The organism is Paenibacillus gansuensis, assembly GCF_042684925.1.
GTDB classification, from domain to species: Bacteria; Bacillota; Bacilli; order Paenibacillales; family DY6; genus Paenibacillus_N; species Paenibacillus_N gansuensis.
Map to the genome: position 1 here is coordinate 297,864 of NZ_JBHUME010000007.1, position 24,934 is coordinate 322,797.

Annotated in this window: 24 protein-coding genes and 1 other annotated feature; all 24 genes read left to right on the forward strand. The window is 52.0% G+C overall.

The features are described from left to right. Positions 1-4 precede the first annotated feature (4 nt). The 24 genes from ACFSUF_RS09075 (at position 5) to tgt (ending at position 24,922) form a co-directional block, all read left to right on the forward strand. Positions 5-1,147: an FtsW/RodA/SpoVE family cell cycle protein gene (locus ACFSUF_RS09075; protein WP_377602248.1), complete on the forward strand. Its 1,143-nt coding sequence runs from the start codon at positions 5-7 to the stop codon at positions 1,145-1,147. Positions 1,148-1,316: 169 nt separating this feature from the next. Next, positions 1,317-2,231 (forward strand): peptidoglycan DD-metalloendopeptidase family protein, encoded by a 915-nt coding sequence (locus ACFSUF_RS09080; RefSeq protein ID WP_377602249.1) that lies wholly within the window; start codon positions 1,317-1,319, stop codon positions 2,229-2,231. Then, a complete protein-coding gene (locus ACFSUF_RS09085; protein WP_377602251.1) occupies positions 2,224-3,096 on the forward strand; it encodes a M50 family metallopeptidase in 873 nt (290 codons plus the stop codon). The genes ACFSUF_RS09080 and ACFSUF_RS09085 overlap by 8 nt, the downstream gene beginning before the upstream one ends. 106 nt (positions 3,097-3,202) lie before the next feature. Continuing rightward, positions 3,203-4,459, forward strand: a complete 1,257-nt coding sequence (locus ACFSUF_RS09090; protein WP_377602252.1) for an Rne/Rng family ribonuclease — start codon at positions 3,203-3,205, stop codon at positions 4,457-4,459. Between the two features lie 87 nt (positions 4,460-4,546). Continuing rightward, positions 4,547-4,634 (forward strand) — a sequence feature (ribosomal protein L21 leader region). A 12-nt stretch (positions 4,635-4,646) separates the two neighbouring features. Continuing rightward, on the forward strand, positions 4,647-4,958 hold the full coding sequence (gene rplU, locus ACFSUF_RS09095; protein ID WP_377602253.1) for a 50S ribosomal protein L21: 312 nt from the start codon (positions 4,647-4,649) through the stop codon (positions 4,956-4,958). Between the two features lie 8 nt (positions 4,959-4,966). Further along, a complete protein-coding gene (locus ACFSUF_RS09100; RefSeq protein ID WP_377602255.1) occupies positions 4,967-5,314 on the forward strand; it encodes a ribosomal-processing cysteine protease Prp in 348 nt (115 codons plus the stop codon). Then, positions 5,314-5,625, forward strand: coding sequence for a 50S ribosomal protein L27 (gene rpmA, locus ACFSUF_RS09105; protein ID WP_377602257.1), 312 nt, complete (start codon positions 5,314-5,316; stop codon positions 5,623-5,625). The genes ACFSUF_RS09100 and rpmA overlap by 1 nt, the downstream gene beginning before the upstream one ends. 147 nt (positions 5,626-5,772) lie before the next feature. Next, positions 5,773-6,513, forward strand: coding sequence for a Spo0B domain-containing protein (locus ACFSUF_RS09110; RefSeq protein ID WP_377603135.1), 741 nt, complete (start codon positions 5,773-5,775; stop codon positions 6,511-6,513). A gap of 17 nt (positions 6,514-6,530) precedes the next feature. Continuing rightward, a complete protein-coding gene (gene obgE / locus ACFSUF_RS09115; RefSeq protein ID WP_377602258.1) occupies positions 6,531-7,838 on the forward strand; it encodes a GTPase ObgE in 1,308 nt (435 codons plus the stop codon). Positions 7,839-8,044: 206 nt separating this feature from the next. Then, positions 8,045-9,097: an anthranilate phosphoribosyltransferase gene (locus ACFSUF_RS09120; protein WP_377602260.1), complete on the forward strand. Its 1,053-nt coding sequence runs from the start codon at positions 8,045-8,047 to the stop codon at positions 9,095-9,097. A gap of 172 nt (positions 9,098-9,269) precedes the next feature. Beyond that, positions 9,270-9,716, forward strand: a complete 447-nt coding sequence (locus ACFSUF_RS09125; protein WP_377602261.1) for an ACT domain-containing protein — start codon at positions 9,270-9,272, stop codon at positions 9,714-9,716. Between the two features lie 52 nt (positions 9,717-9,768). After that, positions 9,769-11,055, forward strand: coding sequence for a homoserine dehydrogenase (locus ACFSUF_RS09130; RefSeq protein WP_377602263.1), 1,287 nt, complete (start codon positions 9,769-9,771; stop codon positions 11,053-11,055). A 29-nt stretch (positions 11,056-11,084) separates the two neighbouring features. Next, positions 11,085-12,167, forward strand: a complete 1,083-nt coding sequence (gene thrC, locus ACFSUF_RS09135) for a threonine synthase (RefSeq protein WP_377602264.1) — start codon at positions 11,085-11,087, stop codon at positions 12,165-12,167. Next, the gene (gene thrB, locus ACFSUF_RS09140; RefSeq protein ID WP_377602265.1) at positions 12,167-13,141 is read left to right on the forward strand and encodes a homoserine kinase; all 975 of its coding nucleotides are present in this window, start codon (positions 12,167-12,169) and stop codon (positions 13,139-13,141) included. The genes thrC and thrB overlap by 1 nt, the downstream gene beginning before the upstream one ends. Then, positions 13,138-14,013 carry a prephenate dehydratase gene (gene pheA / locus ACFSUF_RS09145; RefSeq protein WP_377602266.1) on the forward strand — a complete coding sequence of 292 codons (876 nt, stop codon included), beginning with the start codon at positions 13,138-13,140 and terminating at the stop codon, positions 14,011-14,013. Before thrB ends, pheA begins: the two co-directional genes overlap by 4 nt. Positions 14,014-14,048: 35 nt before the next feature. After that, positions 14,049-14,927, forward strand: a complete 879-nt coding sequence (gene ilvE / locus ACFSUF_RS09150) for a branched-chain-amino-acid transaminase (RefSeq protein WP_377602267.1) — start codon at positions 14,049-14,051, stop codon at positions 14,925-14,927. A 131-nt stretch (positions 14,928-15,058) separates the two neighbouring features. Continuing rightward, positions 15,059-17,305, forward strand: a complete 2,247-nt coding sequence (locus ACFSUF_RS09155) for a LysM peptidoglycan-binding domain-containing protein (protein WP_377602268.1) — start codon at positions 15,059-15,061, stop codon at positions 17,303-17,305. 163 nt (positions 17,306-17,468) lie between these two features. Beyond that, entirely contained in the window at positions 17,469-18,131 is a 663-nt protein-coding gene (locus ACFSUF_RS09160) for a BofC C-terminal domain-containing protein (protein WP_377602269.1), read from the forward strand. 134 nt (positions 18,132-18,265) lie between these two features. After that, a complete protein-coding gene (ruvC, locus tag ACFSUF_RS09165) occupies positions 18,266-18,769 on the forward strand; it encodes a crossover junction endodeoxyribonuclease RuvC (protein ID WP_377602270.1) in 504 nt (167 codons plus the stop codon). Next, the gene (ruvA, locus tag ACFSUF_RS09170; RefSeq protein ID WP_377602272.1) at positions 18,766-19,401 is read left to right on the forward strand and encodes a Holliday junction branch migration protein RuvA; all 636 of its coding nucleotides are present in this window, start codon (positions 18,766-18,768) and stop codon (positions 19,399-19,401) included. The genes ruvC and ruvA overlap by 4 nt, the downstream gene beginning before the upstream one ends. A 24-nt stretch (positions 19,402-19,425) precedes the next feature. Beyond that, positions 19,426-20,433, forward strand: coding sequence for a Holliday junction branch migration DNA helicase RuvB (ruvB, locus tag ACFSUF_RS09175; protein WP_377602273.1), 1,008 nt, complete (start codon positions 19,426-19,428; stop codon positions 20,431-20,433). Positions 20,434-20,504: 71 nt separating this feature from the next. Then, positions 20,505-22,700 carry a SpoIID/LytB domain-containing protein gene (locus ACFSUF_RS09180; RefSeq protein ID WP_377602275.1) on the forward strand — a complete coding sequence of 732 codons (2,196 nt, stop codon included), beginning with the start codon at positions 20,505-20,507 and terminating at the stop codon, positions 22,698-22,700. Between the two features lie 7 nt (positions 22,701-22,707). Continuing rightward, positions 22,708-23,760 (forward strand): tRNA preQ1(34) S-adenosylmethionine ribosyltransferase-isomerase QueA, encoded by a 1,053-nt coding sequence (gene queA, locus ACFSUF_RS09185; RefSeq protein WP_377602277.1) that lies wholly within the window; start codon positions 22,708-22,710, stop codon positions 23,758-23,760. A gap of 22 nt (positions 23,761-23,782) precedes the next feature. Then, positions 23,783-24,922 (forward strand): tRNA guanosine(34) transglycosylase Tgt, encoded by a 1,140-nt coding sequence (gene tgt / locus ACFSUF_RS09190; RefSeq protein ID WP_377603136.1) that lies wholly within the window; start codon positions 23,783-23,785, stop codon positions 24,920-24,922. Positions 24,923-24,934: the final 12 nt, after the last annotated feature.

Here is a 24,934-nt window from a genome sequence, read left to right on the forward strand (position 1 = left end):
CTGCTTGCTTACTAAATTAAAAAAGATCGATATTGAGATTCTGGGCATTATGCTGCTGTTTATGGCGGCCAGTACGCTGATTGTAAGGTCAGCTACTTACGGAGACCCTGAATATCTGAATTATGATATTAAGACACTTGTCTTTTACGGCTTAGGATTTGCTGTAATGCTGTGTGTCATGTTGTTCGATTATCGCATTCTAGTAAAGGGTTCGCTTGTCATTTACGGAGTAGGCATACTGTCATTAATTGCGGTATTCTTTCTCGGAAGCGAGATTAACGGTGCAAAGGGCTGGTTTAGAGTCGGCGGATTTCTCGTACAGCCTGCCGAGTTCGTGAAACTTGCCATCATTATTGTAGTTGCTTACTTTCTCCAGAAACGGGAGGGTAATCCGCTCAAGCTGTTCACGGATGTCATTCCTATAGGGGTCATCGTGTTTGTACCTTTCCTGCTTGTGATGATGCAGCCCGATTTAGGTAATGCGGTTATCTACGTCATCATTCTGCTGGGCATGTTCTGGATCGGGAACATCAAACTGGCGCATGTGCTGATGAGTTTGGCTTTAATCGGTGCAGGGCTTGTCTTATTCTTATTTTTGTTCAATACGTACAACGAAAACATCAAAACCTATCTGGAGGATCACGATAAGGAACATTGGTACCAGCGGATCAATACGTTCGTAAATCCCGAACAGGCATCCAGCGACCAGTCCTACCAGGTCCGAAATTCCATGATTGCCATCGGCTCCGGATCTCTTACGGGAGACGGTTATATGAAAGGGAATTCGAAGAATAAGCGTTTCATCCCTTTTGCCTACTCGGATTCCATCTTTGTCGTAATCGGCGAGGAATTCGGCTTTGTCGGCGCATCCGTGCTGCTGCTGCTGTATTTCCTGCTCATCTACAGGATGATTCTGATTGCCATTCAATGCAGGGATATAAGCGGCTCCTATATTATCGTGGGTATTGTCTCCATGTTCGTGTTTCAGATTTTTGAGAATGTCGGCATGCTTATCGGCATGATGCCTCTGACGGGGATTACGCTTCCTTTCATAAGCTATGGAGGATCGTCCCTGTTAATTAACATGGTTTGTGTTGGGATTGTGCTCAGTATTAAGGCACACCAAAACAGCTATACTACAGCATAATAAGAAGAACTCCAACGAAACAAAAACTTCCTTCGGGAAGTTTTTTTTTTGTTTTTTGTCATTCTCCCTTTCAGGCTGTTCAAAAACACTCCTCATATTCCCTAGGAAATAATCATAGAAATAATAGAAACAAGCCCTCTCCAATCAGGCGATAAAGGGGAAATGAAGTATGGAAATGAAAGATAATATCCGTCAAAGGCGGAAAGACCGGATCCGGTCGATCACATCCCAAGGATCTCAGCCGGATGCAAAGCCCCCTGCACTTCCGCAGCCTTACGAGGAAGGACGGCTGACCCAGCATTCGTTGTTATTTCCAACTGCATCATCCGTTGTCGACGAAGAGAAATACAGGGATCCGGAATGGCTGTGGAAACAGCAGATTCAAACCAAATGGAGCGAGGAAGCGGGCCGTACCTACAACAGCGAAGATCAGCGATGGAAAGAGTGGAGGCAGCCTCCCACACTTAAACAGCTGCAATGGAAACTGCTGTTCTGCGTTCTGATATTCGGCGGGGCCTGGGCTATGTTCCAATCGGACCATCCTCTGGCAGTAAAGGGCCAGCAGATCATGGATCAGGCGCTTCATCAGCCCTTTGATTACAGCGGTGTTCAGGCTTGGTATCATGACCACTTTGCCGGCACGCCGGTGTTTCTGCCTTTGTTTAACGGAATGGATGAAGCTCCTGCAGTGAAAGCTTCCGCTCCGCAAGGAGAACATTTCATCGTCCCTGCGCGCGGAACGGTAGTACAAGCCTTCGCCGCTACCTTGAAAGGAATCGAAATCGATGCGGGAGCAGCTCAGCCGGTAGCCGCTGCCCAGACCGGACGTGTCATTTATGTCGGCGAAACCCCGGAAGAAGGATGGTCGGTGATTATTCGGCATACGGACGGCTATCAGACGTATTATCGGCGCTTGAGCACCGTTTCCGTAGAAACTAATGACTGGGTAGAAGGGGGAGAAGCCATCGGAAAGTCCAAACGCGCTGACAGGAGCGGAACAGAAGGGGAAGGCTCAACCTTGTATTTTGCTTTAAAACATAATAAAACCTTTGTGGATCCCACGGAAGTGATGGACTTTGATTAATCTGTTCGGTATCCGTTACAAATTTCATCCGCTGTTCGTGGTCATGATGCTTCTTTCACTTGTCACGGGCTTATTTTTGGAGCTGCTCACTTTGTTTGCGATTGTATTTATTCATGAACTTGGCCATGCGGCGGCTGCAAGGGCATACGGTTGGAATGTAACGGAAATTATGCTGCTGCCGTTCGGCGGCGTAGCGGCTGTGGACGATCCGGCAGGGGCCCCCGCGGGACAAGATGTCGTTGTTGCACTTGCAGGTCCGCTGCAAAATCTGCTGATGGCCGGTTTCGGGTTGTGGTTCGGGCAGATGGGCTGGTGGAGCGAGTCATGGACTGATTATTTTGTCACTGCTAATGTAATGATCGGAGCATTTAATCTTCTTCCTGTTCTTCCGTTGGATGGCGGGAGGATTTTGCACACTTTGCTGGGCTTTATTTTCCCCTATCATCGGACTCTCCTCATTTGTGCCTGGGTAAGCCTTGCCTTAGGCGCGGGGCTAACGCTGTTGTCCTTGGGAGGGTATGGGGGCAAGGTGCAATTGAACTTTTTTATATTAGGGCTGTTTCTTGTTTATTCCAATTGGTATGGGTATTTGCATGCTCCGTATCATTTTCTCAGGTATATGATGTACCGGGAACGCCGTTCCTCCCGGATGGTTCAGCGGGGGACATCAGCTAACCCCATTGTGGTACGCACTACGAATACGGTTTCTCAAACAGCCAAACTGTTCATGCGCGAAAAATATCATCTAATCTACGTTCTCGGGGAACAAGACCAGATTGTGAGGGTACTCCCGGAGCATGTGGTCACCAGATTCTATTATTTGGAAAACAAACCAGGCAGTGCAGTATCTGAACTTTTCATGTAAAATGAGAACAGCCGCTGTAACTGGCCTGGATCCATTATTGGTGATGCAAATGCTGTTAGGTATGGTGAATAAGGTTATGTATGCAGTTGGGCGGGAGGTGAAACGAATGAATGAACTTATCGTTCATTGTGGGGAGAACCGGACCGAGGTAGCATTGTTGGAGCACGGCAAGCTGGTGGAGTTTTATGAGGAACACAAGCAGGAGAGAACGATGGCCGGCAACATTTACAGAGCGCGTGTGGTCAATGTGCTTCCGGGCATGCAGGCCGCTTTTGTAGATATCGGCCAGAAAAAGAACGCTTTTCTGTACGTGGACGATCTGCTCGATCCTCATTTGGAGAAACAACCTAAGAACAAGCCTTCCATCACCGCTTTGGTCAGGGAGGGCGAAGAGCTGCTCGTCCAAGTGACAAAAGAACCCAGCGGATCCAAAGGAGCCCGTGTTACCACTCATTTTGCGCTGCCGGGCCGCTGTATGGTTTATATGCCTTTTGCTGATTATGTAGGGGTGTCCCGGAAGCTTGGGAGTGAAGCGGAACGCAACAGGCTGAAACTGCTCGGTGAACAGCTTAGGGAACCCGGTGAAGGCATCATCCTTCGTACGGCGGCAGAAGGAGCAGGGGCCGAGCAATTATCATACGATTTATTATTTCTCAGGAAACTATGGACAAGCATATATGAACGCAGAAAAGAATCGGAAGCTCCCTGCCTCTTATACGGTGAGCTGGATGTAGTACCCCGCCTGGTCAGGGACGCGTTCACTACTGAGATTGACAGAATGTCGATCAATGAACAGGACAAATTACAAAGTATCGTGTCTTTACTCCAGGGTTTCGCACCTGAGTTAGTGTCCAGGGTGACCTATGCGCCGACTCCGGAATCCCGTTCAAGAATGCAGGGGATCGAAAGGGAGCTGGAGCGTTCTTTTCAGCGTAAAGTCAGTCTTGCAAGCGGCGGCTATCTAGTTGTCGATTCAACCGAAGCACTTACGGTAATCGATGTGAATACAGGCAAATACATAGGGACAGACGGGAAGGACAGCCTGGAATTAACGGTGTTCGATACGAATATGGAAGCTGCGGAAGAGATCGCGCGGCTGCTCAGGCTCCGGGATATCGGGGGCATTGTCATTGTAGATTTCATTGATATGCAGCAGGACCGGCATAAAGAAGAAGTACAGGAACGGCTTGTTTCCACCATGAAGAAAGACCGCTCCAAACACCACGTTATTGGTTGGACCAAGCTTGGATTAATGGAACTGACCCGCAGGAAAATCCGCGAGAATATAAGCCAGAGGTTTATCGAAACCTGTCAGGCTTGCAAGGGCAGCGGCAAAGTGGCGGTGCGGACCCGCAAGCTGTAAACAGAATCAATTTGGAAGTATAAGTTCGATTATAATTGGTTGCTTTATATAGATGGCTGTGTTAAGATGTTTTAGTGCGTGTTGCAAAACATGCTATAACCGCACGAATCGGGTTCCGGAAGTACCGCTCGTTAAGCGGGCGCGTCACCTAGATTAGGCGAGTCTGAGACATGAAGGAGGTGCAACTATGTACGCAATTATCGAAACTGGCGGCAAGCAGTACAAAGTTCAAGAGGGCGATGTTCTTTTCATTGAGAAATTGAACGCTGCTGAAGGCGAGAACGTTACTTTTGACCGTGTGTTGGTCGTTTCCAACGGTGAGTCCCTGACTACAGGAGCTCCATTGGTTTCCGGCGCAACTGTTTCTGCAACTGTAGAGAAACACGGCAAAGGCCAGAAAATTATCGTCTACAAATACAAAGCGAAGAAAAACTACCGTCGTAAGCAAGGTCACCGTCAACCGTACACGAAAGTGACGATTGGCAAGATCCAAGCATAAGAGGCCGTATGATCCGAGTTTTGATCCGTAGACGGCAGGAAGACCGTTCGATTTCAGGATATACTGTTACCGGACATGCTTTGTATGCAGACCCCGGGAAAGATATCGTATGCGCCGGCGTATCGGCTGTTGCGGTAGGTACGGTAAATTCGATCGAGGCATTGGCTTCCGAAGGTCTGGAAACCGAGATGGAGGATGGATTTCTCCGTGTAGAAGTTCCCTTACTTGAGGGAGATGCGCAAGAACGTGCGCAGTTGCTGCTCGAATCGATGGTCGTAATGTTAAAGACGATTAAAGAGTCCTACGGGAAGTATATAAGCATTCAAGAATCTTACAATAAAGGAGGCAGACCCTAATGTTGAAATTGAATCTTCAATTGTTCGCATCCAAGAAGGGTGTAGGTTCCACGAAGAACGGCCGTGACTCCCACGCGAAACGCCTTGGCGTGAAACGTGCGGACGGCCAGCTCGTAACCGGCGGAAGCATTCTTGTGCGTCAACGCGGCACGAAAATCCACCCGGGCACGAACGTGGGTATCGGTTCCGATGACACGCTGTTCGCGAAAGTGGAAGGCGTTGTGAAATTCGAACGTTGGGGACGCGACCGTAAGAAAGTCAGCGTCTACCCGGTAACTGCTGCACCTGTTGCAGCAGCAGTAGAAGTTTAATATCCGCTTCTGTTGGCCCCTGGCGATTGCGTCAGGGGTTTTCCTTTTTTCTTGAGCTTAGGCGGCACTTGGTGAACATTGCCATCATTGTGTGGTATACTTAGCGGGATGGTTTGTTAAGTTACGGGGGGAACACAGGTGAATCGGATGAACAATGCTGGAAGCCTGGCCGCAGCGGCTGCGGCTGCCGGAGGCTTGGTTGTGCTGCTTGCGGACACGGACAAGCTTTGGTTGGACACTGCGGCGGCTGCAGCTGTTGTTGCGGCAGGCACTTGGTGGGCCAGAAGCATGAGGCGATCTCAGGAGCAGGATATGGATAGGCAGCGGAACGGTGATCGGGGACTGTTCTTGCGTACGATGAATCACCACCGCCATGACTGGATGAATGATTTACAGGTGCTTTATGGATATATTAGGCTCCGCAAGTATGATAATTTACCCGATTTCCTGGATAAAATAAAGGACAAGATGCACAAAGAAAGCCAGGTCTCCAAATTAGGCCTTCCTTCATTGGTTTTATACCTGCATTCCTACCGGACCAACGGAGGGACGATGGAATTGGACGTGGAGGCGGCCGAACCGCTGGATCTGTCCTTGCTGCCAATTCCCTTAACCGAATCAGCGGAGTGGCTTCAGGAGATGATAGAATGGCTAGGGCAGCATTCTCTTCCTGATGAAGAGTACATTCATAAACTGACGGTATCGTTCCATAAAGAAGAACAGGCGCTCACCGTATGTTTTGATTTGGAAGGACGGCTGGACGAAGTGCGGCTCAAGGAAATGATGGCTAAGTTCAGTAGAATTTACCCGGAACTGCAATTAAGTTATACCGCAAATACAGAGCAAGAAGAGGCTAGTGTGACGTGTCACGTACCTTTTCATACATAGAGAGGTGAAGAAACAGCATGTTCGTAGATAAAGCGAAGATTAACGTCAAAGGCGGGGCCGGAGGCGACGGAATCGTCTCGTTCCGACGGGAAAAGTATGTGGAGCAGGGCGGACCTTCCGGCGGAGACGGCGGCAGGGGCGGCAGCGTTATTTTCAAAGTGGACGAGGGTTTAAGGACACTCGTCGATTTTAAATACCAGAAGCACTTTAGAGCGGAACGGGGAGAACGCGGCGGAACGAAAACGCAGCACGGCGCTAATGCCGAGAATATGTATGTACGGATCCCGCCCGGAACCGTGCTGATCGACGACGATACGCAGGAAATTATCGCCGACATGACGCGGCACGGGCAAGAAGTCATCGTGGCTCGCGGAGGACGAGGAGGACGAGGAAATACACGATTTGCGACAGCTAGCACGCCGGCCCCGTACATTGCCGAGAATGGGGAAGAAGGCGAAGAACGCTGGATCGTCCTGGAGCTTAAGGTTATGGCCGATGTGGGCCTGGTCGGCTTTCCAAGCGTAGGCAAATCGACGCTGTTATCCGTTGTATCGGGCGCGAAGCCTAAAATCGGCGCCTATCATTTTACGACGATTACGCCGAATTTAGGCGTGGTCGAGGTGGGAGACGGCCGGAGCTTCGTGATGGCCGACCTGCCGGGGTTGATCGAGGGCGCCCATGAAGGGGTAGGGCTGGGCCACGAGTTCCTCCGGCATGTAGAGCGAACCCGTGTGATTCTGCACGTCATCGACATGGCCGCCACCGACGGCCGGGATCCGTTCGAGGACTATGTGCAGATTAACAAGGAGCTGGAGCTCTACAACGCCAAGCTGGCGGAGCGGCCGCAGATCGTAGCCGCGAACAAGATGGATCTGCCGGATGCGGAAGAGAACCTGAAAGCGTTCCGGGAGAAGATGAACGAAGCCGGATGGGGCGAGGTTGAGATTTATGAAATGTCGTCCGTAACAAAACAGGGCGTTCAGAACATTCTTTACCGTGCCGCCGATTTGCTGGATGCTATACCTGACACCCCTGAAGTGGAAGAAGTGGCGGATGTGCAGGAACGCAAAATCTACCGGATGGACAAGAAGAAGGATGATAACGAGTTCACGATTCGGCGAGAGAACGAAATGTATATCGTGGAAAGCCGCAAACTGGAGGACTACATTGAGCGTTATAACTTGCAATACGAAGACGTGCTGCAGCGTTTCGCTACAATTATGCGCCGCATGGGCGTAGAAAACGCGCTGCGTCAGCGGGGTGCCGTGGACGGTACGATTATCCGGATCGGCAGCTACGAATTCGAATTTGTGGAATATGAGTAACAAGACTAGGCTGCCCTTAAGGGCAGCTTTTTTTTGGCAGCGTTCCTATTAACAAATGAATGTTCCGTAGTTTTTACGTGGAGACTGGTTGAATTCCCAACGGTCTGCATGTATTATATATGTTATATAACCTAACATAATACGAAAAATGTGATATTAAGGATATTGTTAAGTTACTTTATATAATATGCGGGTGGTGATTGTGTATGAAGCAATGGATAAAGCCTTTAGTGCCTGGAAACGGCCACTCGAGACATCTTAGTTACGATGAGGCGGTTGCGGCGGCCCATGCCATTGCCAGAGGAGAAGCTTCGGAAGCGCAAACCGCTTCCCTGCTTACCGCACTTCGGATCAGGGGAGAATCCAGTGCAGAAGCAGGAGCGTTTGCCGATGTATTCCGAAAGTACATACAGCCTTATGCATCCTTCTCCGATTCGGTTTACGCCGTTGAGGGCGTACGCTTAAAGTCCCACTTTCCGGTTGAAACGGTTGTCAGCCTTCTGCTGGCTTCCGTTGGCATACCTATCGTCCTTCAGGGCGGAGTGGAAAGTGCTCCTGACGGCGGATATACCGCGGGCGAGCTGCTGACCGAATTAGGGTGGGCAGAAGCAAGCAGCCACTCTTCATGGGAAGAGAAGTTTCATTTCAACCGGATCGGTTTCCTCCGATCGGAACAAGTATGCCCGCCTCTTGCCCAGTTAAGGGCAGTTCAACGGCAAATAGGGATTCCTACAATCGCGGAGTCCGTGGAACGGATGCTGAATCCGCTGCAGTCACGGACTCTCGTTACAGGAGTAAAGGACCGTAACGAAGCCGAGCCTTGCGAACTCTTTTCCAAAGCGGGATTTCAGAGTGCAATCTTTATTCAGGGAATGGACGGTTCGGAAAATCTGCCCTTGCATAAAAGCAGTATGGTAAGAAGAGTTACTGAAGGTGTGGAACAGACGATGGTTGTGGACCCGCTCCTGCTGGGCTTTCGGAGGGAACCGCTGATGAAGAGGACGAAGAAACAGCAGATGGAGATCTTTCTTAGAATCCTGCAGGGGCACGATGCGGAAGAACTGGAAGTGGAGAGGGAACATATTATTTTGAATACAGGCATGAGGCTGGTCTGGTTTGAACGGGTTCAAACGTACGAAGAAGGATTTATGGTTGCGCGGCAGCTTCTTCAGCGCAGGGAAGGGGAGAAGCGGCTTGCATTGTTAACGGGTGCGCATAGTTCGGCAGGTATCTCCGGGACCAACCGTAAAGCGAATTAATTTTGCATATCGCAAAAGACTCCTATGGGGGTCTTTTTTAGTATTAATTGATACCAAGAAAAAGCATGGACATCCTCATGAATTTCCGTGAACCTATTGTAAGTGGCCGTGTTCTTCTATATAATGTCCTCTATAGGAGTACAAAAGTCTCCACAGAGAGGACGTATCGGACGTGTCGGTACCTAAGCAGCAATTTTATTTAGTCAGGGAAGATATTCTTCCTGAAGCGCTGCTCAAGACACTGCAGGCGAAAGACCTGCTGGCCCGCAATGAAGTGAAGACCATTCATGAAGCGGTGGAGCAGGTGGGCTTGAGCCGCAGCGCTTTCTATAAATATAAAGACGGCGTATTTACACTGAACAAACTGGAACGGGAGAGAATCGTAACGATTTCCATGGATTTGGAGCACCGTTCCGGCATTTTATCGAAAGTACTCGCGCTGGTAGCAGGGTTTGAAGGCAATGTGCTTACGATCAACCAGACAATTCCCCTTCAGGGGCTTGCCAATGTCGTCATTTCGGTGGATACTTCTCATATGGTAGACCGCCTGTCGGCGATGCTTGATACGCTGAATACCCAGGACGGCGTCAAGCGCGCGAATGTGATAGGGCAGGGTTAACGGAGAAAGTGTAAAGAAATATATATTTCATAAGCAACGGGAGGATATTTACATGAAATCAATTAAGGTAGGCTTGCTAGGCTTGGGAACAGTCGGTACAGGCGTGGTTCGAATCGTGGAAAATCATCAGGAAGATTTGTTCGGCCAAGTAGGTTCGCCGATTGTCATAGAGAAAATTGTCGTACAGGACCGCTCCAAAGCGAGAAACATTGCCGTGGACGGAGACCGGATGACCGAAGACGTATGGGAAGTCATTAACCACCCGGACATCGACGTGATTGTAGAAGTGATGGGCGGAGTGGAAACGACCAAAACATATATTCTCGCTGCGCTGGAGCAGGGAAAGCATATCGTGACGGCAAACAAGGACTTGATGGCGCTGCACGGTACCGAGATTCTGGAGAAGGCCAAAGAAAAAGGCTGCGACGTTCTGTATGAAGCGAGCGTTGCCGGCGGAATCCCGATCATCCGTACTTTGTCGGAAGGCTTCTCTTCGGACCGGATTACGAAAATTATGGGGATTGTGAACGGAACGACGAACTACATTTTGACCAAAATGAGCCAGGAAGGCGCTGCTTACGAGGATGTTTTGAAAGAAGCGCAGGCCCTCGGCTATGCGGAAGCCGACCCTACTTCCGATGTGGAAGGTTTGGATGCGGCACGCAAAATGACCATTTTGGCAACGTTAGGTTTCCACGCTAACGTCTCACTGGACGATCTGGCTGTAAAGGGCATTTCCCAGGTAACCAAAGAGGAGATCCTCTACGGCAAACGCCTTGGATATGAAGTGAAGCTGCTCGGCATCGCGGAGCGCCAGGACGACCTGATCTCCGTTTCCGTCCAGCCGACGATGGTCAAGAAATCTCATCCGCTCGCATCCGTTAACGGAGTATTTAACGCGGTTTATGTGTACGGTGAGGCAGTAGGGGAGACCATGTTTTACGGGCCGGGTGCAGGTGAACTGCCGACAGCTACTTCCGTGGTCGCAGACCTGGTGGCGGTAGTGAAGAACATGAAGCTGGGCGTCAACGGCCAGCGTGCACAGGCACCTTACAAAGAAAAGAAGCTGAAAACCGACGAGCAGATCGCTTCCAAATATTTTGTTTTACTGCATGTTGCCGACAAAGCAGGGGTTCTCGCTCAAATCACGCAAGTATTCGCGGAGTACGAAGTCAGCCTGGAGTCCGTCCTGCAACAGCCGAATCCAAGCAATCCGTCAGCTGAGATCATCATTGTTACGCATGATGCGAGCAAAGCGAATATGAACAATGTGCTGAAGCATTTTGAAGGATTGGAAGTTATTCATCAGATTAAGAGCGTTTATCGCGTAGAAGGGTAATTATCCATTTTATTAAAGGAGTAACTTTCATGAGATACCAGGGGTTATTGGAGACTTACAAAAACTATTTGCCGGTAAACAGCGATACGCCGATGCTGACGCTTCATGAGGGGAATACGCCGCTGGTGCGTGCGGAGAATCTTTCCGAGGAACTGGGGCTGGATCTTTACTTCAAATATGAAGGCTTGAACCCGACGGGCTCCTTTAAGGACCGCGGCATGGTCATGGCCGTTGCGAAAGCCATGGAAGAAGGCAGCCGTACGATCATGTGCGCCTCCACAGGAAATACGTCTGCGGCAGCTGCTGCCTATGCGGCGCGCGGCGGGTTGAACTGTATCGTGCTAATTCCGAATAACAATATCGCTTTGGGCAAATTGGCGCAGGCGATGATTTATGGAGCGAAAGTCATTGCCATCGAAGGGAACTTCGACCGCGCCCTGGAGATCGTCCGTGAAATTACGGCTAAACAACCGATTACGCTGGTAAACTCCGTCAACCCTTACCGGATTGAAGGCCAGAAAACAGCTGCCTTCGAAGTATCCGATCAGCTGGGCAAAGCGCCGGATGTGCTGGCGATTCCGGTTGGCAATGCGGGCAATATTTCGGCTTACTGGAAAGGGTTCAAGGAATATCACCAATCCGGCAAAATCAGCTCTTTGCCGCGCATGATCGGCTTTGAAGCCGAAGGTTCCATGGCGATTGTGAAAGGCGAGCCGATCCCGAATCCGGAGACGATTGCTACCGCCATCCGTATTGGGAATCCAGCCAGCTGGAAAACGGCTGTGCAGGCAGCGGAAGAGTCCGGCGGACAGATTAATTATGTAACGGATGAAGAGATTCTTCACGCTTACCGTACGATTGCTTCGCGTGAAGGTATTTTTGCAGAGCCTGCATCGGCTGCTTCCGTAGCCGGCGTGATGAAGCTGAAACGCGAAGGCTACTTCAAGGGCGGAGAGACGGTGGTTTGCGTGCTGACAGGCCATGGCTTGAAAGATCCGAACGTAGCCATCAAGAGCGTCGATGCGGAACCGCTGGTTGTGGAGGATTCCGCAGAAGCGGTAATGGCGGCGATCGCCCAACTGGAAAACAAGCAACTGGAAGGTGTCTTATAATGAACAGCAGGAGAGTGCGTGTCAGAGTACCGGCCAGCACGGCTAATCTGGGGCCGGGTTTTGACACTTTGGGCATGGCGCTGAATGTCTATGCCTGGATTGAGATGGGTTTCGCCGAAGAAACCCGGTTCCATCTATATGGGGACCAGATGGAAGGCGTGCCTAAGGATAAAACAAATTTGATCTACGAGGTAGCCCAGCTGGTGTTTGAACAAGCCGGCGTGCACTATCCGGAACTTGAGATTTCCATGTACAGCGACATTCCGCTGACACGCGGGCTCGGCAGCAGCGCTTCGGCGATTGTAGGCGCATTGGCAGCGGCCAATGCGCTCATCGGAGAGGCGCTGACGCAGCAACAGCTGTTCGAGCTGGCGACCTCGCTCGAACAGCATCCCGACAATGTCGGCGCCTCTTTGTTCGGCGGCATTGTCGTGGCCAGCTGGGACGGTGAGCGGGCGAATGCGATTCGCCTGAATCCGCCGGCACAGCTGGGGGTGCTTGTCGCCATTCCGGAGTTCAAGCTGTCGACGGAAAAGGCGCGCCTTGTGCTGCCGCAGCAAATTTCGATGAAGGACGCTGTTTTTAACGTCGCTCATTCGTCGCTGCTCGCCGCAGCCCTGGCTACGGGCAACCTGGACATGATCCGTCATGCGATGAAGGACCGGCTGCATCAGCCGTACCGTTCGCAGCTCATTCCGGGCATGGACGAGATTCTCGCCGAAGCGACGGATCACGGCGCGTTAGGCGTAGCTCTCAGCGGCGCCGGTCCGACGCTGCTGGCGCTGGTCGATCAGGCCGGCGGCACGGAGGCCGGCCTGGAGCGGTTCCTGCGGGACACGCTGCGCCGGCACGGCATCGAGGCCCGCATCCTGCGGCTGCAGCCGGATGTTGACGGCGTACAGGTCTACGGAAGCGGCCACGTAAAGAGCGGCGTGCCGTTTGAAGAGCTTTGGGAAGGGCAGGTGCAGCTATGATACGCGTCGCCCTGCTCGGACCGGGCACATTCTCTGAAGAGGCCGTGCGGCATCTGCTGGACGACAGCGGACAACAAGTTGAGCTGCATCATTATAAGCTCATATCGGAAGTGTTCCTGGCTACAGTCAACGGCGTGACGGATTACAGCGTCATTCCGGTGGAGAATACCATTGAGGGTTCGGTCAGCCTGCACTTGGATTGGCTGGTTCATGAAGTGAATCTGCCTATCCAGGCGGAATGGGCCTACCGCATTACGATGAATCTCATCGGGTTCTCGTCAGAGCTAACGATGCTTCCCGGGGAGTCCGCAGAAGCAAAGCTTGGAGGCATTCAAAAGATTGCTTCTCATCCAACCGCGCTTGCCCAATGCCGGCAATTTCTCCGTAGTGTCATCCCGCAGGCCGAACTGGTCGAGACAGGAACTACGGCTGAAGGCGCCAAGCTGGTGAAAGGAAACGGGCCGGGCCGCGGTTTTGCGGCAGTCGGTACGAAATCTGCGGCAAAGCTGCACGGACTGGATATTTTGTACGAGGAAATTCAGGATCATAACAACAACTTTACCAGATTCGTGCTTGCCGGCGGTGAACCGCTCGCTTTGGACCGACCTTCCGAGCGCAAAACCAGCATTCTGGTTACGTTGCCTGAAGATTTCCCGGGCGCGTTGCATCAGGTGTTGTCCGCATTTGCGTGGCGCAGAATCAACTTGTCCAAGATCGAATCCCGGCCGACCAAGAAGAAACTGGGGAGCTACTATTTTTATATTGATATTGAAGCTCCGATGGACAGTGTTCTGCTTCCGGCGGCTTTGGCGGAGATCGAGGCGATCGGCTGTCAGGTGAGGGTCATGGGCTCCTATCCAAACTATACATAGTTGCAGCCGGACATATTAACGGAGGTGCAAGGTGCATGTCTCAAGTAATCTATTTAAACGGGCAGTTTGTGGAGAAAGAGCAGGCGGTTGTGTCGGTGTTCGATCACGGCTTTCTCTACGGCGACGGTATTTTTGAGGGAATCCGGATTTACGGCGGCAACATTTTTAAATGCAGAGAACATTTGAACAGGCTGTACGATTCGGCCAAGTCCATTATGCTGGACATCCCGCTTTCTTACGAAGAGATGGAGCAGGCTTTGGTAGAGACGATTCGCCGGAACGGCATGAAAGACGGCTACATCCGGCTGGTTGTTTCCCGAGGTACGGGCAATCTGGGCTTGGATCCCCGCCGTTGTCCTGTTGCGAGCGTAGTTATTATCGTAGAGCAGTTGGCCATCTATCCAGAAGAGGCTTATGTCCAAGGCTTAAAGACCGTTTCCGTTTCTTCTCGGCGGAACATTCCGGATGCGCTGAATCCGAAGATCAAATCGTTAAATTATCTGAATAACATTTTGGTGAAAATTCAGGCGAATCTGGCCGATGTTGGCGAAGCGATCATGCTGAATGCTCAAGGCTACGTAGCGGAAGGGTCCAGCGATAATATTTTTATCGTCAAGAATGGAATCGTGTTTACTCCCCCTTGCTATATCGGTGCCCTGGAAGGCATTACGAGGGCTGCGATCATTGAATTATGCGAGAAGTTGGGCTACAAGCTTAAAGAAGAGCCTTTTACGCTTCATGACGTTTATGTCGCAGATGAGGTATTCTTTACCGGCACTGCGGCGGAAGTTATCGCTGTACGTGAAGTGGACGGCCGGATCATCGGGAGCGGCCAGGCGGGACCGATTACAACGCATTTGCTGCAGGAGTTCCGCGGCATCGTTACTGTCGACGGCGTCAAAGTGTTTTCATAATGTGGAAGCTTTTGTATCCTCTATCTTTCCGTCGGGAAAGGCGGAGGATATTTTTTTGCGCCAAAAGAGGTCTATCGCCCAGAGCAAGCATACAATGTAGTAATGTCTAGTAAGCAATGGGAGGTCTGTGCGTGAAAATCCATATTGTAAAATCCGGGGACACCCTCTATGAGCTCTCCAAAAAGTACGGGGTGGACCTGCAGCAAATCATCGACGCTAATCCGCAAATTGCGGACCCGAATCAGATCGATGTAGGGATGAAGGTGAAAATTCCTAAGGGGAAGCCTGCAGCCCCGCCGTCCTACGAAATTGTGCACACGCATTCGGTGGTTCAAGGAGATTCGTTATATCAGCTGGGCAAAAAGTATAATGTCCCACTCGCCGATATGATCAAGGCGAATCCCCAGCTGAAAAACCCGAACGCCCTCCTGTTCGGGGAGATAGTGAACATTCCGAAGGTCGCGCCGGAAGGCGGACCGGCCGCTACGCTGCCGGCAGGATCGCCGGTACAGACGGATTCGATGGAGGAAGGGGAGCTTGCCGCCTTATCGGAGGGAGGACAGCAGTCGGGGAGCGTCGATGCCATTCCTGGTGAAACGGGAGATCAAGCTCAAGACTTGTTCGCGCAGACGCAGATTCCGGCGGTTGAAGCGCTGTCGTTTTATGACATGCCCAAAGTGCCGGAGCTCCAGCACGAATCGTGGAACCCGGACGATTATCCGGGAATTGCCGAAGCGGAAAGCACTGGGATGATGCAGGGCATTTCGCCTGGTTCTCCAGATTTTGGCGCAGCATCGGGTTACGGGACTGCGCAGAGTCAAGGTGACGTTATTCAGCCTTACGGGTCAGTGCACGGGCAAGGTGGCGTTATTCAGCCTTACGGGTCAGTGCAAGGGCAAGGCGGCGTTATGGAGCCTTATGGGACAGCGCAGGGTCAAGGTGAAAGTATACAGCCTTATGGGACAGCGCAGGGTCAAGGTGGAAGTATACAGCCTTATGGCGCAGTCCCTCAAGCGCAAGGTGAAGGTATGCAGATATACGGGGCTCCAGGCTTTGGCCCCGGATCAGGAACGGCCGCAGGTCTAGGTACTGGGGGAAGTGAATATGGCGGAAGTTTTCAAGGCATGCCTTCCTTGCCAGGCTTGTCTCCATACGGCGGGGCAGGTTTTGGCCAATTTCCGGGTTTAGGGTCGTATTACGGCAGCGTACCTGGAGCCGGAGTACCCGGAGCAGCTATTCCAGGTGCAGGCAGTTTGCAGGGAACTGTTCCGGCACCAGGTATCTTTCCGGGAACGACAGCCGGAACAGGCCAGGTCACAGGCTCGGAACTCTACCAGGGAACAGCCCCCGGTGCAGGCCAGGTGCCGGGATCGGGGACATTCTATGGAGGATTCCCGGGATCGGAACAGCTTCAGAGTACTGCTCAGCCAGCCTTTGGAGCGTTTTCCGACGGTCAGCCATATGGCCAGCCATATGTCCCACAAGATGGTCAGCAATATGATCAGCAATATAGTCAGCAATATGGCCAGCAATATGATCAGCAATATAGTCAGCCTTACGGACAGCAATATGGCCAGCAATATGGCCAGCAATATGATCAGCAATATAGTCAGCCATATGGCCAGCAATATGATCAGCAGTATAGTCAGCAATATGGCCAGCAAGATGGACAGCAATATGGCCAGCAATATGGTCAGCAATATAGTCAGCCTTACGGACAGCAATACGGTATGCCTTACGGCTCGGCACAGCCTCAGCTACCAGTCATTCCTTATCCGCAAACCATGCCGGGATGCTGCGGACCAAGCAGTTATCCAGTACCTCCCTATTATGGCTTTCCTACACCGATGGAGCCTTTTGTTTACGGCGCAAGTCCATACGGGTATGGCGCTCTTCCTGAACAAGCAGCCCCTGCCTATTCGGCTCAGGGCTTCCCGGCGGCTTCCGGTGTGACACCGGAGTATAGTATGACGGGCTACATGAATCCGGGCACCTCCTCTATCCCTGCCGCATTCGGGGGCGATTTGAGCCAATTTGCAAATTTCAGTCCATATGAAAACGCGAATGCGCCCATCGTCGAAAACGCAGCAAAAGGGGCGGTCAAAGGAGCGACCAAAGGGGCAGTCAAAGGAGCATCCAAAGGTTTCAGGGAAGAGTCCCTGATTCAAGATAGGGCATCGGACGAATTTGCTTCCGAGGAATTTACGAATGAAGCGGAACAGGAAGGTTCATTTGAGACGGACTCAAGGCCAAAGCGTAAGCGCCAGTCCGAGTCGGATCAATTGAAGGCATTTATTACTGTTCAAAAACGGAAATCCCGAATCAGGAACACCGCCAAACCGAAGTCCGGAAAAAATAATCCCTGGACGAACGTATAACGGTTTCTCCGTTTGCTAAAGCGCCCGAAAGGGCGCTTTTTTGCGCCCGTGCCAAGCTTATGTACAGCAACTCCCCATCGTCTGGAATAACCTGCGCGCTCCTGGGCAAAATGATAATAAAAACCAACAGGCGCCTAGAATAAAACAGACAGAGGGGATTATTTTGACTTTTACCAACTTGTACAAGCAATTGAAGAAAAGGCTCCGCCGCGCCCGCCGCACTTTGCAGCTGGGATGCTTCCTGCTTTTGTCCGCCGGCTTGGTGTGGGCGTTGTCGCAAAACGGTGATGAGCAGGCTGCTGAAGTCTTTGCCAAACGTTCGTCGGAGGAACCCGTTGTCGATAAAGTGACCGAAGGAACAGTGGAGACGCTAAGCCGGATTTCGGGGACGGTTCCGGTGATCATGGACAAAGAATACTTATGCGGCACGGAAAGTACACCGGTAGGTAACAAAGACACACAGGAGATCATCTCCATGCTTACTGGAAATCCGCGTTACAGTGCAGTTATGGCGCCGGATGGAACGCTTCATGTAAAGGAACAGATCCAAGACCTTTCTCCGGCTTGCAAGGATAACGCATTTATTGGAATGGACGAGAAAGGCAACTTAACCCTTTACGATACGCAAAAAGGGGAGAAAAAAGCGGTCCGGACCTTCTTTCAACTGGATGTCAAGCAAATGGAAAGCAGTCTGCCGGAAGAGACGTTAAAACAGCTGTACAGCGGGATTAAAGTGTCGGATGTAGACGAGTATAACAGCGTTATCTCGACCTTCAGCGATTTCGCAGTGGAGGAAGCGAAACGGGTGATGAGCCAGGACCTATAGGCCCTCTATAATACTGGCTGCTTCTTCCGGGAGGCAAAATGGATTCTCAACCCATAAGGTTTCTGCTATAATGGACAAGTGAACACATATGTTCGCTTGTTTTTTTGTTTTTGCGCAAGATGGGAGAGAGCAGGTTGAGAGTATTAGGCATTGACCCGGGTATTGCCATCGTAGGCTTCGGATTTATTGACAAAATCGGCAATAAGGTCGTTCCCGTCCAATACGGAAGCATTCAGACCGAGGCGCATACGGATCCGGAAGTAAGGCTGCTTGAAGTGTATAATTCCACAGTACAGTTAATTGATAAGTATAAGCCCGACGCGATGGCGATTGAGAAGCTGTTCTTCAACCGCAACGTGACGACCGCGTTCACCGTGGCACAGGCTAGAGGCGTTATGATTCTTGCCGCAGTGCAAAAAGGACTCCAAATCGGCGAGTATACGCCGCTTCAGGTGAAGCAGGCTGTAGTGGGCTACGGCAAGGCCGAGAAGAAACAGGTCCAGGAGATGGTGAAGCTGTTCCTGCATCTGCAGACGGTCCCGAAGCCCGACGATGTTGCGGATGCTCTTGCGGTGGCGATCTGCCATGCGCATTCAGCCGTACTAATGAACAAGATGAATGAGGTACATAAACGATGATCGACTTTTTGCGCGGACGATTGGCGCACCGGGAAACGGAATATATCGTACTGGACGTACAAGGTGTAGGGTATCGGGTGTTCTGCCCGAACCCGTTTGTTTTTCAGCCGAAAGCGGAGGAAGAGTGCACGGTGTTCATTCACCACAGCGTAAGGGAAGATGCCATTCTTCTGTTCGGCTTTCAAACCCGGGAAGAGCAGACGCTGTTCCGCCGGCTGCTGGATGTATCCGGAATCGGCCCCCGCGTGGCACTCGGCATATTGTCCGGCGGCCGGCCGGAAGCTGTGGTCGCTGCGATTCAGCAGGAGAATGTGACCTTCCTAACGAAGCTGCCGGGCATCGGTAAGAAGACGGCTCAGCGGATGATTCTTGATTTGAAGGACAAGCTCTCGGCGCTGCCTTTAGCCGGCTGGGAAGCTTCGGCAGGCTCGGATGCTGCCATTGCCGACAGCCGCTTGGATTATGCAGGCGGGCATGCCTGGTATGAAGCTAAAGAGGCGCTGATGGCGTTAGGATATACGGATGCTGAGACGGACCGGGCATGGAGCTCGATCCGCGGGCAGGTAGATGCGGAAACGGACGGCGTGGATGTGTTGATGAAGAAAGCGCTGCAGGCCTTATTTGCGGGGTAGGAAGACGGGAGGGGATGTTCCGCGATGGAAGACCGGATCATTTCGGCGAATTTAATGATGGAGGACTCAGCTGTAGAGCTTAGCCTTCGTCCGCGGTATCTTGCCGAATATATCGGACAGTCCCAGGTGAAGGACAATCTGAAAGTGTTTATCGAAGCGGCCAAGATGCGCAAAGAAGCGCTCGATCATGTGCTGCTGTACGGCCCTCCGGGACTGGGGAAGACGACGCTGTCGAATATCATCGCCAACGAGCTTGGCGTAAACATACGCACGACATCGGGTCCGGCCATAGAACGGCCGGGTGATTTAGCGGCAATCTTGACAAACCTCCAGCAGGGTGATGTGCTGTTCATTGACGAAATCCACCGCCTGCACCGGACGGTGGAAGAAGTGCTGTACCCGGCGATGGAGGATTTTGCCCTTGACATCATCATCGGGAAAGGCCCCAGCGCGCGTTCCGTGCGCTTGGACCTGCCTGCTTTTACGCTGATCGGTGCCACAACGCGCGCCGGTCTGCTTTCAGCGCCGCTGCGCGACCGTTTCGGTGTCATGAGCAGGCTTGAGTTTTATACGGTGGATGAGCTAGCATTCATCGTTAGCAGGGCAGCGGACATTCTGCAGGTGCAGATTGTCGGGGAAGCCGCATACGAGATCGGCATGCGCTCCCGCGGGACGCCTAGAATCGCCAACCGGCTGCTGAAGCGCGTCCGCGACTTCGCACAGGTGCGCGGCGACGGCGTAATTACCCTCGAGCTGGCCCGGCAGGCGCTGGAGCTGATCCGGGTCGACGGTCTGGGTCTCGACCAGATCGACCATAAGATGCTGCAGGCGATTATTCACAGCTTCAAAGGCGGACCGGCCGGGCTGGATACCATTGCTGCGACAATCGGGGAAGAGAGCCAGACGATCGAGGATGTTTATGAGCCGTATCTGCTTCAAATCGGCTTTTTACAGCGGACGCCAAGGGGACGGATCGTAACCCCGGCAGCTTACGCTCACTTGGGCCTGCCTGTGCCGGGAACGAACTCTTAATGCTGGACATGGGGAGTAATGGAAACAACCAACATACAAGAACAACACGAACTGGAGAGGCGGTCATCTAGGTGAACGAAAAGTACAGAGAGTGGCTGAAACAAGGGAATGAGAAGCAAGAATACCTGAAATCCAAGCAGAGTACAGGAACCGCCGGACTCCGCAGATGGGTCTGGAAATTGGGCACGGCCGCAGCGGCGTTCACCATCCTGACTTCCGGCTGGATTCCGGCTTCGGAGGCGGCAGTGCCGAAGATGAGCACGATTCGTGTGGCCCTGCTTGGGGATTATACAGCATCCTATAAACCTACGGCTTCCGCCGTGACTCTATCGGCACCGGGCGGGCTTCAGATCGGAATTCGCAGCCCGGACGGCATTCTGCCCATCTACAGTACCCAGGACGGCAAAGCCGTTCGGTTCAGTTTGAACCAATACGGCGTACAGCTGCTGGAGACGACGGATTTCACCAGAGCTTTAACACTGTATAAGAAGATATCCGCAGGGGAGATGCCTGCCGTCTTTAGCCAGGAGAAGAACGGGACGACGACTTACCAGGTTGTGCTTGGACCTTACGCGAAACTGGACGATGCAGTCAAAGCGAAGGCCAGGATGAGCGGCAGTTCCGCTTTGCAGGGGATGTTCACGCCGGAAGCGGCCGTATTGACAGGACCTTTGTATGCCAGTGCCGGAGACTACGCAACCGAACAGGAAGCGTCCGCTCAGGCAGCCGTGATAAGAAACGCCGGGATTTCAGCGTACATTGCTGTTCATGCGGATGCCATTGGCAACACGAGCTTTGGCGTGTGGATCGGCCGGCAGGCCGATACGGCTTCTCTGGAAGCGCTGAAAACCAAAGCGGCGGCGGCTGTCCCGGGATTAACTTTTGCGGATGCGGATACGACCTCGCCTTACCTGCTCCAGCTTACGGATGTTTCGTTTAATACGTCTGCAGCACCCGGGGTAGTGCACTTTTCCATACCGTCAGGAGGAACAAAGGTATGGGTTAGCTCCGGGCAGCCGGGAATTACCCTGAAAGAGAAGTCAGGCAGGGTATATAGAGGCGGTTTCGAACTTTCACAATACAACTTCAAGCTGGCTGCGGTAAACGAACTGCCGATGGAAGAGTATTTGTACGCTGTTGTCAGTTCCGAACTAGGTGCCAGCTGGCCTGCGGAAGCGCTGAAAGCTCAAGCGATAGCAGCCAGAACTTATGCGGTGCGCAAAGGAACGGCTTATAAGATCGCCAATATTTCCGATACAACGGCTGACCAGGCTTATTATGGATTGAAGATGGAATTCCCGGGTGCCGTGAGTGCGGTTCAGGGAACGGCAGGGGAAGTCATGACGGATGCCAAGGGAAACCTGATAGAACCGCTCTATTATTCGAATAGCGGCGGCGTTACGGCAGATCCTTCCGAAGTTTGGGGAACGCCGGTGTCCTATTTCACAAGTGTGGAAAGCCCGGATGAGATCGCCCAGAAAGGATTGCCGAAGTGGTCCAGGGTTCTGACAGAGGACGGCAAAATCGGCTACATCAGGTCTGATCTGCTGAAAACCGGAGGTTTTAAGAACACCGCGGGTCTGTCCTTGGCTACAGTGAACAGTGATACCGCCAACTTAAGGAATCTTCCCTACGTAGATGATGTGAACAATCCCGCCATTGCCAAGTCGGCCAGAGGCGAAGAGGTGGTCATAATGGAAGAGACGGTGCAGTCGAACGCCTACCAATGGGTCCGCGGTCCCTATACGCCCGCGCAGATCGCTTCTTTTATGAAAGGCAAAACGTCTGCCTCACTATCCGGTACCCTTTCCTCGCTGGAAGTTTCAAGGCGCGGGCCTTCCGGCCGGGTCACGGAGATGACGGCAAATGGCCAGGTACTGACAGTGAAATATCCGGATCTGTACCGTTCATTGTTTAACAGCTTGCCAAGCACGAAATTTACGGTGGAAGAAACCGGGAACTACACCATACTTGGTGCCGGCGGCCAAGCAATAAAGAAAAGCGACGCATCGGACGATCTTTATATTTTGGACGGGAATTCCGGAGGCTCGCCTCGTGAACTGCCCCAAAGCAGTCTGCTGGTAATGGACGGATCAGGAAAAGCGGGTGTCGCTTCGCCGGATATCCGATTCCGTTTCACCGGCTACGGCTACGGCCACGGCCTCGGTATGTCGCAATACGGCGCGAAGGCGCTTGCCGAATCTGGGTATGACTACCAGAAGATATTGAAATACTATTACAATGGAATAAGCATAAGTAAGGACTGACGTTTATATGGATGTGGAACAATTTGATTTTGACCTGCCGGAAGAGCTGATTGCCCAGACTCCGCTTCTTAACCGCACGGAGTCAAGGCTGCTGGCGCTGAACAAGCGAACGGGAGAAATAACCCACGGGACGTTCACACAGCTGCTTGATTTTCTTCGGCCCGGCGATACTCTTGTCCTTAATGATACGAAAGTGCTCCCTGCCCGGTTGTTCGGGGTAAAAGCCGATACAGGGGCTAAAGTAGAAGTGCTGCTGCTCAAAAATACCGAAGGGGACGAATGGGAAGCACTCGTTAAGCCGGGGAAACGCGTGAAGCTTGGCTCAACGCTTCATTTCGGCGTAAACACGGAAACCGGCTCACCTATGCTGGCTGCGGAAGTCAGCGCTGAAGGGGAGATGGGCGGCAGGAAGCTGCGTTTCAGTTATAATGGCATTTTTCATGAATTATTGGATCAGCTTGGGACGATGCCTCTGCCTCCGTACATTAAAGAACAGCTTGATGACCAGGACCGTTATCAAACGGTTTACGCAAAGCATAAAGGGTCGGCTGCGGCCCCTACAGCAGGGCTTCATTTTACTGAAGAGTTCTTGAGCAGGATCGAAGACAAAGGGATTACGATCGCTCCCATTACGCTTCACGTAGGCCTTGGTACGTTCCGGCCGGTATCCGTCGATACGGTTGAAGAGCATCAGATGCACGAGGAATATTACGAAGTTTCCGAGAAAACGGCAACAATCTTGAACGAGACAAAGCGCCGCGGAGGGCGTGTCATTGCCGTAGGCACCACTTCCGCAAGGACGCTGGAGACGGCGGCAGGGAAGAATCCTGGCGGAGAAATTAAGCCGGGATCGGGCTGGACCCGTATATTTATGTATCCCGGTTATCAATTTCAAATAGTGGACTGCTTGTTGACCAATTTTCATCTTCCGAAATCCACTCTTGTGATGCTGGTAAGCGCTTTGGCCGGCCGGAATAACATTATGAAGGCTTATGAGGAAGCGGTTCAGGAAAGGTACCGTTTTTTCAGCTTCGGCGATGCAATGTTGATTTACGAATAAGAAAGTCAAGAAAAGAGGAACCATTTTGGCTGCAGTAACGTATGAACACATTAAAACATGCAAACAATCGGGAGCCCGTCTCGGAAGAGTACATACTCCCCACGGTGTCATTGAAACACCAACGTTCATGCCCGTCGGGACACAGGCAACGGTAAAGACGATGAGCCCGGAAGAATTAAAAGAGATGGATGCGCATATTATTTTGAGTAATACGTACCATCTGTTTCTGCGTCCCGGTCACGATCTGATCAAGGAAGCGGGCGGCCTTCACAAGTTCATGAACTGGGACCGTCCGATTCTGACAGACAGCGGCGGCTTCCAGGTGTTCTCGCTGAGCGATATGCGCAAGATTACGGAAGAAGGCGTTTCGTTCAAATCTCATCTAAACGGGGACAAGCTGTTCATTTCGCCGGAAGTGGCGATGGAAATTCAGAATGCGCTTGGTTCCGATATCATGATGGCTTTCGATGAATGCCCGCCGTTCCCTGCTGAGTATGAATATGTCAAGAAATCAACGGAACGGACAAGCCGTTGGGCCGAGCGCTGCCTCAAGAGCCACAGCCGTCCGCACGACCAGGCGCTGTTCGCTATCGTACAGGGCGGCATGCACGAGGATCTTCGCCGCCAAAGCGCACTGGATTTGACTTCCATGGATTTTCCGGGGTATGCTATTGGTGGTTTAAGCGTAGGAGAGCCTAAGCATCTCATGTATGAGGTGCTGGAGCACACTGTACCGCTTCTTCCTTCAAACAAGCCGCGCTATCTGATGGGGGTCGGTTCTCCGGATGCACTCATTGACGGTGCGATTCGAGGCATTGACATGTTCGACTGCGTTCTGCCTACCCGGATTGCCCGGAACGGTACGACGATGACCAGCCAGGGACGTCTTGTAGTCCGCAATGCACAGTATGCACGAGATTTCGGTCCGTTGGATCCGAACTGCGGATGTTATACTTGCCGCAATTATTCCCGCGCTTATTTGAGACATTTGATTAAAGCCGACGAGACGTTTGGTCTCCGTCTCACGACGTATCATAACCTGCATTTCCTGCTGGACTTGATGCGCAATGTGAGACAAGCCATTATGGATGACCGGCTTCTTGATTTCCGTGAGGAATTTTTCACGGCTTACGGTTTGCATGACAATGATAAAGGGTTCTAGGAGGGTCAATTA